The following is a 14,326-nucleotide window of genomic DNA, read 5'->3' on the forward strand; positions in this document are numbered from 1 at the left end:
CGCCATGTCTCATATGCTGATCGCTGCGCTGTGGGCTCGCGCGCGTCACGGACGGAGCGGGCTCGCGCTCGGTCATCTGGTCGCTACCAGGAACAAACGGCACCCCGGTGAACGAAAACAGGCCCGCCGCGCTTCTGTCACAACGACATCTGTCCGGTTCGGAGCAATTCCACACATGACGAGCAGCACTGAGGCCACCTCGAGCACCCCGCAGGTAGCGGTCAACGACATCGGTTCCGAGGAGGCCTTCCTCGCCGCGATCGACGAGACCATCAAGTACTTCAACGACGGCGACATCGTTGAAGGCACCGTCGTCAAGGTCGATCGAGACGAGGTCTTGCTCGACATTGGCTACAAGACCGAGGGCGTCATCCCGTCCCGCGAGCTTTCGATCAAGCACGACGTCGACCCTGCCGACGTTGTCGAGGTCGGAGAGCACGTCGAGGCCCTGGTCCTCCAGAAGGAGGACAAGGAAGGCCGCCTCATCCTGTCCAAGAAGCGCGCCCAGTACGAGCGCGCCTGGGGCACGATCGAGAAGATCAAGGACGAGGACGGCATTGTCACCGGCACGGTCATCGAGGTCGTCAAGGGCGGCCTGATCCTCGACATCGGCCTGCGTGGCTTCCTCCCCGCCTCCCTCGTGGAGATGCGCCGGGTCCGCGACCTGCAGCCGTACGTCGGGCGCGAGCTCGAGGCGAAGATCATAGAGCTCGACAAGAACCGCAACAACGTGGTCCTGTCGCGCCGCGCCTGGCTTGAGCAGACCCAGTCCGAGGTGCGCCAGACGTTCCTCAACACCCTTCAGAAGGGCCAGGTCCGCAAGGGCGTCGTGTCCTCGATCGTCAACTTCGGCGCGTTCGTCGACCTCGGCGGCGTCGACGGTCTGGTGCACGTGTCGGAGCTGTCCTGGAAGCACATCGACCACCCGTCCGAGGTCGTCGAGGTGGGCCAGGAGGTCACCGTCGAGGTTCTCGACGTCGACATGGAGCGCGAGCGGGTCTCCCTGTCGCTCAAGGCGACGCAGGAGGACCCCTGGCAGCAGTTCGCCCGCACGCACCAGATCGGCCAGGTCGTGCCCGGCCGGGTCACCAAGCTGGTGCCGTTCGGCGCGTTCGTCCGGGTCGAGGAGGGCATCGAGGGCCTGGTCCACATCTCCGAGCTGGCCGAGCGCCACGTGGAGATCCCGGAGCAGGTCGTGCAGGTCGGCGACGAGATCTTCGTGAAGATCATCGACATCGACCTGGACCGCCGCCGCATCTCGCTGTCCCTCAAGCAGGCCAACGAGGGTGTCGGCGCCGAGGTCGAGTTCGACCCCACGCTGTACGGCATGGCGGCGACCTACGACGACCAGGGCAACTACATCTACCCCGAGGGCTTCGACGCCGAGACCGGCGAGTGGCTTGAGGGCTTCGACAAGCAGCGCGAGGAGTGGGAGCGGCAGTACGCCGAGGCCCAGTCCCGCTTCGAGGCCCACCGCTCGCAGATCGAGAAGGCCCGCCAGGAGGAGGCGGCGGCCAGCGAGGCCGCTCCGTCGTCCTACAGCGGGGGCGGCGAGACCACCTCGCAGTCCAGCGGCGGCAGCGGCGGTGGCGCTCTCGCCTCCGACGAGGCCCTCGCGGCCCTGCGCGAGAAGCTGGCCGGCGGCCAGAGCTGACACACGGTCCCGGCGGGCTGACGCGTGGTCCCAAGGGACCGATGCACGGCCTGCCGGACACCGGAACGTCAAAGGAAGGGCCCCGCTTCGGCGGGGCCCTTTCCGCTGTCCGCGCCCGGCCTGCCGGTGCCGCCGGGCCGATCGCCGATAGGGTGGCGGCGTGGTGGAGATCACGAAGGCCGTGCCCGGGGACGCCGGGGAGATTTTGACCCTGCAGCGGGCCGCGTACGTGGCCGAGGCCCAGCTTTACGGCGACCCGTTCATCGCGCCGCTCGCGGAGTCGCTCGACCAGGTGCGTACGGTGATCGAGACGGCGATCGTGCTCAAAGCGACGGACGGCGGGCGGGTGGTCGGCGCGGTCCGGGGTCAGCTGTCCGGCACGACGTGCCTGGTCGGCCGCCTCGTCGTCGCACCCGACCGGCAGGGGCAGGGGATCGGCACCGCGCTGCTGGCCGCGATCCACGAGGCCGTGCCCGAGGCGGCGGCGTTCGACCTGTTCACGGGGCATCTGTCGGAGGGGAACCTGCGGCTCTATCGGCGTCTCGGCTACCGCGAGACCCAGCGGGAGCGGGTGCAGGACCACCTGATGCTGGTCCACCTGCGCCGGGAGCCCTAGGTCGTGCCTGACAAAACATGCCCTGCTGCGCGTGGCCCAGGTGGCGCCTCGCTGCGTTGTCGCCCCACCCACGAAGATTCCTCGCAGGCTCGGAATCTCCGCGGGGCCCGGAGTCGTCGCCGATAACGCTGTTATCGGCTCCTCCTCCGCCTTGCGATGCATCCACCTGGATCCACGCTCGCGACGGGCAGCCTTTGTCAGGCACTCCCCAGCCTGCCCGATAGGCTGCGGGACGTGCTGAAGGTTGGGCTCACGGGCGGCATAGGTTCGGGCAAGAGCGAGGTGTCGCGCCGGCTCGCCGCCCGCGGCGCCGTCGTCGTCGACGCGGACAAGATCGCCAGAGAGGTCGTGGAGCCCGGCACCCCCGGGCTCGCGCAGATCGTCGCGGCGTTCGGCGAGGGCGTGCTCCGCCCCGACGGAACCCTTGACCGGGAACGCCTCGGCTCGATCGTCTTCGCCGACACCGAGAAGTTGCGGATCCTCAACGGGATCGTCCACCCCAAGGTGGGCGAGCGCAGTGAGCAACTGCAGCGGGAGGCCCCGGACGACGCGGTCGTCGTCTACGACGTGCCGCTGCTGGCGGAGAACAACCTGGCCCCCCTGTACGACGTGGTGATCGTCGTGGACACGCCGGACGACGTCCGGCTGGAGCGGCTGCTGCGGTCGCGCGGCATGTCCGAGGCGGACGCGCGCGCCCGGATCGCGGCCCAGGCCTCCCGCGAGGACCGTCTGAGGATCGCCGACATCGTGATCGGCAACGAGGGCTCCCTGGACCAACTGGAGGCCCAGGTCGACAGGGTCTGGCAGGACCTGAGCACCCGCGCCTCCTCCCAGCGCTGACCCCCGGCGAAGCCGGTGCCTGAAAGAGGCGCGCCCGGCTGCGAATCTACAACGTAAAGGCAACCGCGCTATAACAGCCCCCCATGGGCCTGTCGCCTCGCCATGCCTTAACGAATTTGGCTAATGCCATTAGCTTTACGGCTATGAGAATGAGCCTGGAGGGCAACGTGACCGAGAACGGCGTGACGCGGTTCCTGAAGATCGGCGACGGAGAGATCGCGTACGACGTGATCGGGGAGGGCCCGCTGGTCGTGATGGCCCCGGGCATGGGGGACAGCAGGCGCGCCTACCGCTTCCTCGCGCCCGCGCTGGCCGCCGCCGGCTACCGCGTGGCGGTCATGGACCTGCGCGGGCACGGCGAGTCGAGCCTCGGCTGGGACTCCTACACGCGCACCGACACCGCGAACGACATCGTCGCCCTGATCGAGCACCTGGGCGGTCCCGCCGTGGTCGTGGGGCACTCGTTCGCCGGAGGGGCGGCCACCATCGCGGCGGCGCGGCGGCCCGAGCTGGTCGGCGCGCTCGTGGAGATCGCCCCGTTCACCCGGCCGCAGCAGCCCGACCTGGGCGGATTGCTGCGCAACGGGCACTACCGCAGGGGCATGACGCTGCTGATGGGTGTGGCGATCTTCCGCAGCGCCGGGCTGTGGAAGAGGTATCTCGGCCACGCCTACCCCGGCGTCAAGCCCGCCGACTGGGCGGGCTACCTGACCGCCCTGGGCGACGACCTGGGCAGGCCGGGCCGCATGGCCGTGGTCAGCGCGATGGGCGCGTCCGCCCCGAAGGACGCGGGCGCGCACCTCGGCCGCGTCCGCTGCGCCACCCTGGTCGTCATGGGGACCCGCGACCCCGACTGGGCCGACCCCCGCGCCGAGGCGGACGGCGTGGTCGCCGGCATGCCGGCCGGGCTCGGGAAGGTGGTGATGATCGACGGCGCCGGGCACTACCCGCACGCGCAGTACCCCGGCGAGGTCGCCGCCGCCGTGCTCGCGTTCCTCAAGGAGGAGGCTCGTGCCTAGAGCGTCTCTGTCTCCGGGCGCCGTCGTCGGTCTCGCGCTGCGGATCGTGGACGAGGAGGGTCCGGACGCGCTCACCCTGTCCGCGGTGGCCGGGCGGGCAGGGGTCGCCACCCCCTCGCTCTACAAGCACGTACGCGGCCTCGCCGAGTTGCGTGGCCTGGTCTCCGGGCGGGTGCTGGCGGAGCTGACCGAGATCGCGGCGGAGGCGGTGCTCGGCCGGTCGGGCGACGACGCGTTGCGCGCCCTGATGGACGGCTGGCGGTCGTACGCCGCCCGGCACCCGCACCGCTACTCGGTCCTGGTCCAGGCGCCGCTGCCGGAGACGGCCGAGGCGGGGGACCGGCTCGTCGGCGTCATGCTCGCGGCGCTGCGGGCGTACGGGCTGGAGGGCTCGGCGGCGATCCACGCGGTCCGCTGCCTGCGCGCCGTGACGCACGGTTTCGCCGTCCTGGAGGCGGAGGGCGCGTTCCGTCTCGCCGAGGACCTGGACGAGAGCTACGCCCTGCTGGCCCACATGGTCGTCTCCGGGCTCCGCACCGCCCGCGAGATGAGCGCCGCCGACAGCACGCCCGGGCGCTGACCCCCCCGAGCAGTAGACCTCCGGCGTGTCAGAAGGGCTCGTCCAGGGCCAGCCGCCGGACCTCCGGCAGGTATTCGTCCAGCTCGCCCGGCTCGAACCGGCACATGCCGATCACGAACCAGAACTGGCCGGTCACGTCGCCCTCCAGCTTGTACAGCCCGCCGGGGGAGAAGGCGGCCCACCCCTCCGGCAGGCCGAGCAGGGTCGTGCGGCGCGTACGCCGCGGGACGTCCCACAGGATCACCACGCCGTCGTCCCCGCCGCTGGCGAGCAGGTCGCCCGAGGGGTGGAACGCGACGGACCAGATCCGGCGGCCGTGGCCCGCGAGGGAGCCGACGCGGGCGCCGGTCGACGGGTCCCACAGGTGGACGGCGAGGTCGTCGCCGGCCGTGGCGAGCAGGTCGCCGGACGGGCTGAAGGCGGCCGTCCACAGCCGGCCGCCGCCGTCGAGCACGTGCGCGCACTCGCCGGAGGCGAGGTCCCACAGGCGGGCGGTGCCGTCGTTGCTCGCGCTGGCCAGCAGGCCGCCCGCGGGGGAGAAGGCCACCGCGTAGACCCGGTCGCCGTGGCCGTCCAGCGTCGCCGTGCACCGGCCCGTCCGCAGGTCCCACAGCCGCACCCGGCGGTCGTCGCAGCCGGTGGCGGCGAACCGCCCGCCGGGGTCGAAGGCGATCGACCTGACCCGTCCCCGGTGGCCGGAGAGGTTCGCGACCTGCCGCCCGGTGGGGCGGTACCACAGCCGCACGCTGTCGTCGTCGTTGGCGGTGGCCAGCAGCTCCCCGTCGGGGCTGAACGCCTCGGCCCACACGTGGTCGGTCTCCACGTTGAGCTCGCGCTCGTACACCCCCGCCACCGGGTTCCACAGGTAGACCCCGCCGTCGTTGCTCGCGGTCGCGAGCAGCGGCCCGGCCGGGCTGAAGACGGCCGACACCAGCCGGTCGGCCGTCCCGGTGAGCGATCGCAGGCGCCGTCCCGTCGCCGGGTCCCACAGGCGTACGTAGCCGTCGTTGCCGCAGGCGGCGAGCATGCCGCCGTCGGCGGAGAAGCGCACCGAGGTGATGCGGCGGCCGTGCCCGCGCAGCGTCTGGGCGCACTGCCCGGTGTTCGGGTCCCACAGTCGGGCGGTGCCGTCGTTGCTGCTGGTCGCGAGTTGCCGGCCGTCCGGGCGGAAGGCGAACGGCCACACCGATCCCCGGTGGCCGGTCAGCTCGGCGCGCGCCTGGGCGGTGACGGAGTCCCAGAGCCGCACGACGCCGTCGCTGTCTCCGGTGGCGAGCAGCTCCCCGGTGGGGTCGAACAGCACCTGGTAGACCGCGCCGCGGTGCCCCGGCAGGCTGCCGGCCGCCTCACCCGTGACCGGGTTCCACAGCCGTACGGCTCCCTCGGTGTCGCCGGAGGCGAGCAGCCGGCCCTCCGGGTGGAAGGCGAGGGAGTAGATCCGCCCGGGGTGCCCGGTCAGCTCGTGCAGCGCGGCGCCGGTGCGCGGGTCCCAGAGGCGCAGCACGCCCTGCCCGTCCCCGGCGGCCAGGCGGGTGCCGTCGGGGCTGAGCACGAGCCGGTAGACGGCTCCGCTGTGACCGGTCAGGTGATGGCGCACCTGCCCGGTGGCGAGGTCCCACACGCGGATCACCCCCGCGCGGTCGCCGGTCACCAGCAGTCCCGGCAGGAACACGGCGGTGTAGATCGGGGCGCTGTGACCCGGCAGCTCCCGCACGAGCTCCCCGGACGCCCAGACCCGGACGACCCCGTCGGCGCCGCCGGCCGCGATCAGGTCGCCGGAGGTCACCACCGGCCACACCCCCTCGGGATGGCCGTGCAGGACGTGGGACGGCGCTCCGGTGTGCGGGTCCCACACCCGCACGGTCCCGTCGCTCGCGCCGGTCACCAGACCGGCCTCGCCGTAGACGACCTTGTAGACGCGGCCGCGGTGGCCGTGCAGCGTGCGCAGCGCCGACCCGGTGACGGCGTCGCAGACCAGCACGCCGCCGTCCTCACCGCCGAGCGCGAGCACGCCGCCGTCGGGGTGGTAGGCGACCGGCTCCGGCAGGCGGCTGCTCTCGAAGTGGTAGCCGTACGGCACGCCCACGACGGCGGGGGCCGGCTCGGCGCCGACCGGGTCGCCCGCTCTCCCGCGGCCGCCGGGCCCGGCCGGTACGGCGGGTGCGACGGCCGCGCCGCGCAGTTCCGGCGCCGCGACGGGGACGCCGGTGGAGCCGACGATCGCGGCTCGGTCCCAGCGGCTGCCCTCGACGGCGACGTCCCGCAGGTCGGTGCGGGCGAGCCGGGCCCGGGTGAGGTCGGCGCCGCGCAGGTCGGCGCCCACCAGCACGGCCTCGTCCAGGCGGGCGCCGGCCAGCCGGGCGTCCCTGAGCACGGCGTGGGAGAGGTCGGCCCCGACGAGCCGGGTGTCGGTCAGGTCGGCGCCGGTGAGATCCACGCCCTGCAGTTCGCGGTACGACAGGTCCTCACCGCTGAGCCGCGCCCCGCGCAGGTCGGTGCGCGCCGAGGTGCGCAGCCGGGTCGTCACCTTGATGGCGTTGGCCCGCGCGACGTCGCCGGAGGCGGGGGAGGCGAGCGTCCTGGCCGCCCACGCCTGCAGCCGGGACGCGTCGGCGAGGTCGCACAGGAAGTCGACGGTCAGCGTGGACAGCGGCCGCAGGCCCAGCCAGCCGGAGGGTCCGCCGGTGGTCCCGATCGGAGACCCGCCGAGCGACTCGGCCAGATGCCGGGCGACCAGCCACTCGGCGACCGAGGCGTGGATGAAGCCGAACAACCCCTCGTCGGTGCGCACGAGCAGGCTGCCCGCTCCGACCGCGTGCACGGCCTGCTCCGGCGTCAGCCGCGCCGCCCCCGCCGCCCCGCCCGATCCGTACGGCGCGGGGGTCCTCGGGTCGGCGGCGAGGCCGGTGAGCGTGTCGGCGGCCTCGGCCAGCTCGGCCGGCCGCAGGTAGGTCTCGCCGGTCTCCCACAGCCGCAGCGCGAGGGTGGTCGTGGCCCGCCGCAGCTCCTCGCGGGTGAGCCCGCCGGGGGCCCCGGCCACGCCGCCGACCCGCTCCTCCTCGAAGGCCAGCCAGGTGTCGAGGATCTCCTGGTAGAGACCGGCCGCGCTGATCGTCTCCCCGGCCCGCGCGACGGCTCGCAGCCGCTCCTCCGGCAGGTCGGCGATGAAGCTCAGCATGCGGGGGTTGTGGGCCAGGCCGAGCAGGTCGGCGATGCCGGTGAGCAGGGCCATCCGGTCGTCGGCCGCCTCCCGCGAGCCGTACCGGTTGAACAGGTACGCCCGGATCTGCTCCTCGGTGAACTCCTCGATGCCGAGCACCCGGCGGTTGGGCAGCAGGCCGACCTTCTCGCCGAGCGCGGTCATCACCTGGCTGCGCGACTTGAAGTGCTGGGTCCGTCCGGCCACGACGATCTTGGCCTTGTCCTCCGCCGCGCGCAGCAGGGTGTCCAGGTGGTCGGCCGCCCGTTCGTACGTCACGCGGGTGACCAGCTCGTCGAAGCCGTCGAACAGCAGCACGATGCGGCCCTGGCGCAGCATGTAGTGGAACGCCTTGAGGTCGATCAGCTCCTCGCCGTGGTTGGCGAGGTGCGCCGCGACCAGCCCGGCGACCGAGTGCGCCTTGTCGAGGGCGCGCAGCTCGATCAGGATCGGGGTGAGGTGCGGCAGCTCGGCGGGAATGCGCCGGGCCACCTCGCGCAGCGAGAACGTCTTGCCCCGGCCGAAGTCGCCGAGCACGAGCACGAACCGCCCGTGGTCGGCCGCGAGCAGCCGCATCAGCTCGCCGCCGAGGTCGTCGCGCACCTCGCCGCCGTTGCGGTCGAGCTCGCGGAACCGCTGCGGCACGTACAGCTCGGGCGGGTAACGCCGGTCGCCGCGCAGCCGCGCCGTCTGCCCGGCGACGTACGCCGACAGGTCGAGCAGGCCCTGGAACTCGGTGAAGCTGCGCAGGCGCAGCCCGCGCCGCAGGGCGTCGTCGCGTAACGCCCGGGGTGGCGGCGGGCCCTGGTAGACCAGCTCCGCCGCGTGCTCCAGCCCGGCCGCGTGGACGTGGCCGAGGAACGCCTCGACGTGCTCCTCGCCCGGCTCCCCGGCGTGCGCGCCGACGAGGACCTGCCGGACGAAGCCGTCCTCGGGGTGGGTGACGAGCAGGCGCGGCGGGTCGCCGGCCACCCGTTTGATCTTGGCGCGTTCGAACCGGGTCTCGCAGACCTCGGCGATGAGGTCGAGCAGCAGGTCGGCCGGGCCGGCGGGCTCCTCGGGGGCCACTTCCGGCGGTTCCGCGACCGGCGGCGGAGGGCTCTGCGGGCGCCACCCGCGCCAGCGGTAGGCCAGGACCTCCGGCTCGCGCAGCTCCGGCCGGTCGCGGGTCCACCGGCGCAGCCCCTCGGGCGTGAACTGGAGGATCTGGTGGCGTCCCGGAGCGAGCGCCGGCACGCACGGCAGACCGTCCAGCTCCCCGGCCTCGGCCGGGCCGTCGCGCCGCGCGTCCCGCGCGTGGACGAGCAGGTCGAGCCGGGAACCGAGCAGGCGCTGCAGGGTGTCGGCGTCGCGCAGGCCGGGGCGCGGGGGATGGGCGACGACGCCGATGCGCAGCCATCCGTCGTACGGCCGCAGCCGCTCGGCGAACCACGCCGCCTGGGCCTCGCCGACGAAGCCGTGGGCGTCCTCCTCGCGGTGGCTCATCGCGATGGTCGAGTTGATCCCGGCGACGACCGTGCGAAGCTCGGGCAGCTCGAACAGCGTCCACGGCTGGGCGCTGTCGAAGGCGGGGCCGTCGAGGCCCTGGTAGAGCTCGCCGAAGAGCGTGGAGAAGTGCCGCCACTTCGGCCAGTAGGGCGGCTGGGGGCGCACGTCGTCGGCCTCGCAGGTGGCGAAGTAGGCCCGGCACGCCGCCTTGGTGACGTCGCGCGGCCCGGGGACGACGGCGAGGCGCCCGGGTTCGAGGCCGAGCAGCACGCGCAGCCCGGTGAGGAACGCCAGCGCCTGCTCGCACTCGCGGATGCTGCCCGACTCGGTGAGGTCGCCGGTCACCACGAGCAGGTCGGGCCGGGGCACCCCGGCGTCCGCGAGGCGGGTCAGGTCGGCCCACACGCTCGCCTGCAACTCGCCCGCGTCGAGCGGCTCGTCCGCCTCCGCGAGCCCGCGCCCGAAGCGCGGCCCGGCGACGTGCAGCACGGTGACCGACGACGCGCCGCCCGCGCGGCCGGCCGTCGGGAACGCCGGCTCGGCGGCCGGGGCCCGGCGTGCCCTGGGGATCCGTACGGCGGGCACCGGGTCGGCGGGCGGCCGGAGGGCACGCGGGCCGTGCGGACCCGGTGAGCCGTCGGCGGACGCGGCCGGGAACCGGGGCGGCTCGTCCGGTTTGGCCCGCCCGGCCAGGGCCTGCCTGATCCGGGTCAGCAGCAGCCGCCGCGCCTCGCCGGGGTCGGTCACGCCAAGGAGGTCGACCCAGGTGATCGTGGACAGCAGCCCGTCGAGCGGGCAGTCCTCCAGCCGGACCGTCACGAGCTTGTTGGACGGGTTGTCCGGAGCGGCGCGCAGCGCCGCCTGCCACTCCAGCCTGCCGTACCGCGAGCCCAGGTAGTTGCGGGTGAGCACGGCGACGACCAGGTCGGCCTCGCTGACGCCGCGGTCCATGAAGTCGATGAAGTTGGTGCCGGGCACGAAGTCCCACGCCTGGAGCATCGTGCGGTAGCCGGCGGCTTCGAGCTGCCAGGCGATCCACGTCGCCCACCGCTCGTCCGCGGGGGAGTAGCTGACGAAGATCTCCGTTCTGGCGTCCCCGCGCCCGCTCATGCCGCCCCCTCACCCGGCGGCCCGGGTAGGCGGACCGCCCGTTGCCTGGTGATTCGCCCGATCATGCCCTGTTCGCCGCAATCACCCACCGGCCGCCCCCATCGACGTGCGTCATGGGGCCCAGTATTCCCGCTGTCACCGACGGTTTGGAGGGGTTCGATCATCTCGGCGTGCGGGATAGGGTGTCCGCGTGGCGACCGGGCTGCGGAGGCTGAGCGTTCTCGACTGGATCAGGTTCGGGCTGCTCGCGGCGGGCCTGGTGTTCGTGGCCACCGGCCTGCTGCCGGCCGAGACCGCGAGGGAGAGCGTCGAGCGCATCGCGCCCCTGCTGCTGTTCCTCGGCGCGGTCATCGTGCTCGCCGAGCTGACCAAGGAGGCGCGGGTCTTCGACGTCATCGCGACCCGCATCGCGATCGTCGGCCGGGGCAGCTACGCGAGCCTCTTCCTGCTGTGCGCGGCGTTCGCCTCCCTGGTCACGATATTCCTGAACCTGGACACGACGGCCGTCCTGCTGACGCCGGTCATGCTGGCCCTGGCGCCCCGCGCGAAGATCGCCCCGCTGCCGATGGTGATGACCACGGTGTGGCTGGCCAACACCGCGAGCCTGCTGCTGCCGGTCTCCAACCTCACCAACCTGCTCGCCATGAACCGCGTCGCGCTGACCACCCAGGAGTTCGCCGCGCGGATGTGGGCGCCCCAGCTCGTCTCGATCGCGGTCACGATGGCCTTCCTCTGGGTGTTCTACTGGCGGCGCGGCGAGCGGGGGGAGGACCGGTACGAGCCGCCGCCGCCGGTCCCGGTGGCCGACCGGGTGCTGTTCGGCGTCTCCGGGGTGGCCTGCCTGCTGTTCATCGCCGCGATCCTGGCGGGCGTCGAGATCGGCGTCGCGGCCCTGGTCGCGGCGGTCGCGGTGGTCGCCGCCTTCGCCTGGCGCGACCGGGCGAAGCTCGTGTGGGGCCTGGTCCCCTGGCGGCTGCTGGTCTTCGTCACCGGCCTGTTCCTCGTGGTCCCGACGCTCAGCCGCCTCGGCCTGGCGGACGTGATGCGCGCGCTCATCGGCGTGGGGAGCGACGGAGACGGCGCCTACCGCGCGGCCGCCGCCGGGGCCGCGCTGTCCAACGTGGTCAACAACCTCCCGGCGTACGTCGCGGGCGAGCAGGTCATCCCGGCGGCCAACCACACGCAGTTGCTGTCGCTGCTCGCGGGCACCAACCTCGGCCCGGTGATCACGCCGTGGGGGTCGCTCGCGACCCTGCTGTGGTTCGAGTGGTGCCGCCGGGGGGACGTGCGGGTGCCGCTGGCCAAGTTCGTCGCCACCGGCGCGGGCCTCGCCGTGGCCGGCCTCGCCGCGACGGTGACCGTCCTGGTCCTCACCGGCTGAGCGCGCCGCCGACCCGGCCCGGCCAGGCGGCGTACGCGTGGAACGCCTCCTTCGGCTCCCGCGACCCGTCCGGCAGGCAGCGGACGACGCCGTACGCCGCGAGGTCGAGATCGTGGGCGGGGTCGGGACGATGGGGATAGCTGTAGGACGCGAACGTGAAGAGGAAGGCCGTGTCCACCCCCTCCTCGGCGAAGACGTCCAGCAGCCCGGTGATCTCGGCGGCCTGCTCGTGCTCGTCGCGGACCAGCGGCTCCCGCAGCCGGGCGGGCTCCGCCGCGCGGTCCACGACGTTCCAGGCCGTCGCGCCCCGCGCCGCCGCGCCCCGGTAGGTGCAGCAGCCGAACTCGGTGACCGCGAACGGCCTGCCGTGCGCCTGGTAGGCCCGGATCCGCTCGCGGTAGACGGCGGCGTTGCCCGCGTCCCTGTAGTGGTCCACGGCGACCACGTCGAAGGGCGACCAGTCCACCTCCTCCCACGGCCCCGCCGCGTACGTCACCCGGCCCCCGAACTCCGCCCGCACGACCGGCGCCGCGCGGGCCAGGAAGCCGTTCAGCCGCCGGTTGAACGAGCCCTTGAGCGCCAGGTTCGCGACGAGCCGGGGGACGGAGGTGAACGTGCGCATCCGGGCGAAGGCGTCCCGGCCGAGGACGAGCCCGCGCATGAAGAACGTCAGCTCCCGCCCGGTGACGAACACCACCCGGTCCGAGCCCGCGCGGAGCCGTTCGGCGGCCCTCGCGCACCGCGCCAGATAGGGCAGCCACTCGCCCGGACGGGCGTTGTGCGCGTCGGGCGAGAACCACACCTCCAGCCCCTCGGCGAGGGCGTGCTCGGCCGCGACGGTCAGCCGGCCGAGGTCCTCGCCGAAGATCCGTACGGCGGCGCAGCCGAGGTCGTGGCGGATGACGCGCATCTCCTCGCGCACCTGGCCCGCGTCGAAGCGGGGCCGCGAGGGCCGGTCGGCGGTCGTCCGGATGCCCACGTCGTAGTTGATCGCCTTCCGCATGACTCCGCCCTTCTCGATACAGCGTATCGACACGATACACTGTATCGAGTGAGTGTGATCTGGGAGCGGCCCGAGCCGGGCGAACGCCGGTCCGTACGGCTGAGCAGGCAGGCCGTCACCGCCGCGGCCGTCGCCCTCGCCGACGCCGAGGGGCTGGAGGCCGTGTCGCTGCGCCGGGTGGCCGCCGCGCTCGGGACCGGCCCCATGCGCCTGTACGGCTACCTCGATTCCAAGGACGACCTGCTCGACCTGATGATGGACGCGGTCTGCGGCGAGATCCCGCCGCCTCCGCCCGGCGACTGGCGCGAGGAACTGCGGGCCATCGCGCGGGACACCCAGCGCACGGCCCGGCGTCACCCCTGGTACGTCACGCTGCTCGGCACCCGCCAGCCGTACGGGCCGAACGGGCTCGCCTACTCCGAGCGGCTGTTCGCGGCCGTGGCCCGGCTGGGGCTGCCGGCGCGGCTCACCGTCCACGCGGTGGACGCGGTCCGGGCCTACATCGCGGGCTTCCTGCAACTGGAGCTGCTGCCGGGCCCGGAGGCGGAGCCGGGGGAGGAGAAGCTGGCCTATCTCGCCCGCTCGGTCGCCACCGGGAGGTATCCGACGCTGGCGTGGATCATCGCCGAGTTCGAGGCGGTCGGCCCGGACGAGGCGTTCGCCGAGGGGCTCGAACGCGTCCTCGACGGCATCGCCGCCGCCCGGCCCGGCGCGTCCTGATCTTCCTGCCGGACGTTGCCTATGGACACCGTTGAGAACGACACGGGAAAAAGTTGTCGAAATCCTCATGAGCCAGGAGGGTGGTCCTGGTATGGGATCGTCCCGTGACAGATGAACAGCGCCCATCGCGGCGGCGTCTCCCCGCCGGAGACATCGCCAGGGTCAGCGTCTTCGCCGCGCTGATCGCCGTGCTCGGCCTGCCGGGCACGCTGAACGTCTTCGGCGACGTGGTGCCGATCACGTTGCAGACGCTCGGCGTCATGCTCGCCGGGGCGATCCTGGGCACCTGGCGGTCCGCTCTCGCCGTCGCGGTCCTGCTCGTGCTGGTCGCCGCGGGGCTTCCGCTGCTCGCCGGCGGACGCGGCGGCCTCGGCGTCTTCGCCGGCCCCTCGGCCGGCTTCCTGATCGGCTGGCTCCCCGGGGCGGCCCTGACCGGCTGGATCGTCGAGCGCGGCGGCCGCGCCCCGGGCACGATGCGGATGCTGGCCGCCTGCCTCGCGGGCGGCGTCGGGGTGGTCTACCTGTGCGGCATCCCCGTGCAGGCGCTGGTCACCGGGCTCTCCCTGGGCAAGACCGCCCTGCTCAGCGCCACCTTCCTGCCCGGGGACCTGATCAAGGCGGTGCTGGCGACGGTCGTGGCGCGGGGCACCCAGCGGGCCTACCCGGACGCGATCCCGGCGGTGCACCGCGAGCGGCTGCGGGCCGGGGGACGGTGA

General features: G+C 73.4%; 10 protein-coding genes. 8 read left to right on the forward strand and 2 right to left on the reverse strand.

Annotated elements, in window-relative coordinates:
• Positions 1–175 precede the first annotated feature (175 nt).
• From rpsA to Mam01_RS37195, 5 genes are all read left to right on the forward strand, one after another.
• Positions 176–1,654, forward strand: a complete 1,479-nt coding sequence (rpsA, locus tag Mam01_RS02460; protein WP_150933164.1) for a 30S ribosomal protein S1 — start codon at positions 176–178, stop codon at positions 1,652–1,654.
• Between the two features lie 160 nt (positions 1,655–1,814).
• Complete coding sequence (locus Mam01_RS02465) at positions 1,815–2,270, forward strand: GNAT family N-acetyltransferase (RefSeq protein ID WP_204283775.1); 456 nt, start codon at positions 1,815–1,817, stop codon at positions 2,268–2,270.
• 234 nt (positions 2,271–2,504) lie between these two features.
• Complete coding sequence (gene coaE / locus Mam01_RS02470; RefSeq protein ID WP_204283777.1) at positions 2,505–3,110, forward strand: dephospho-CoA kinase; 606 nt, start codon at positions 2,505–2,507, stop codon at positions 3,108–3,110.
• A gap of 143 nt (positions 3,111–3,253) precedes the next feature.
• Positions 3,254–4,129 carry an alpha/beta fold hydrolase gene (locus tag Mam01_RS02475; RefSeq protein ID WP_239100971.1) on the forward strand — a complete coding sequence of 292 codons (876 nt, stop codon included), beginning with the start codon at positions 3,254–3,256 and terminating at the stop codon, positions 4,127–4,129.
• Positions 4,122–4,709, forward strand: coding sequence for a TetR/AcrR family transcriptional regulator (locus Mam01_RS37195; protein WP_204283780.1), 588 nt, complete (start codon positions 4,122–4,124; stop codon positions 4,707–4,709). Before Mam01_RS02475 ends, Mam01_RS37195 begins: the two co-directional genes overlap by 8 nt.
• A gap of 28 nt (positions 4,710–4,737) precedes the next feature.
• Here Mam01_RS37195 and Mam01_RS02485 read toward each other — a convergent pair whose 3' ends face one another.
• On the reverse strand, positions 4,738–10,506 hold the full coding sequence (locus Mam01_RS02485) for a WD40 domain-containing protein (protein ID WP_204283782.1): 5,769 nt from the start codon (positions 10,504–10,506) through the stop codon (positions 4,738–4,740).
• 190 nt (positions 10,507–10,696) lie between these two features.
• Between Mam01_RS02485 and Mam01_RS02490 the strand changes: the two genes are divergently transcribed.
• Positions 10,697–11,887 (forward strand): ArsB/NhaD family transporter, encoded by a 1,191-nt coding sequence (locus tag Mam01_RS02490; RefSeq protein WP_150933168.1) that lies wholly within the window; start codon positions 10,697–10,699, stop codon positions 11,885–11,887.
• Here Mam01_RS02490 and Mam01_RS02495 read toward each other — a convergent pair.
• Complete coding sequence (locus Mam01_RS02495) at positions 11,877–12,890, reverse strand: glycoside hydrolase family 113 protein (RefSeq protein ID WP_204283784.1); 1,014 nt, start codon at positions 12,888–12,890, stop codon at positions 11,877–11,879. The genes Mam01_RS02490 and Mam01_RS02495 overlap by 11 nt on opposite strands.
• Before the next feature lie 48 nt (positions 12,891–12,938).
• Between Mam01_RS02495 and Mam01_RS02500 the strand changes: the two genes are divergently transcribed.
• Together Mam01_RS02500 and Mam01_RS02505 are read left to right on the forward strand one after the other, a co-directional pair.
• On the forward strand, positions 12,939–13,610 hold the full coding sequence (locus tag Mam01_RS02500) for a TetR/AcrR family transcriptional regulator C-terminal domain-containing protein (protein WP_204283786.1): 672 nt from the start codon (positions 12,939–12,941) through the stop codon (positions 13,608–13,610).
• A 104-nt stretch (positions 13,611–13,714) separates the two neighbouring features.
• Positions 13,715–14,326, forward strand: a complete 612-nt coding sequence (locus Mam01_RS02505; protein ID WP_239100972.1) for a biotin transporter BioY — start codon at positions 13,715–13,717, stop codon at positions 14,324–14,326.

Source organism: Microbispora amethystogenes, from assembly GCF_016863015.1.
Taxonomy (GTDB): domain Bacteria; phylum Actinomycetota; class Actinomycetes; order Streptosporangiales; family Streptosporangiaceae; genus Microbispora; species Microbispora amethystogenes.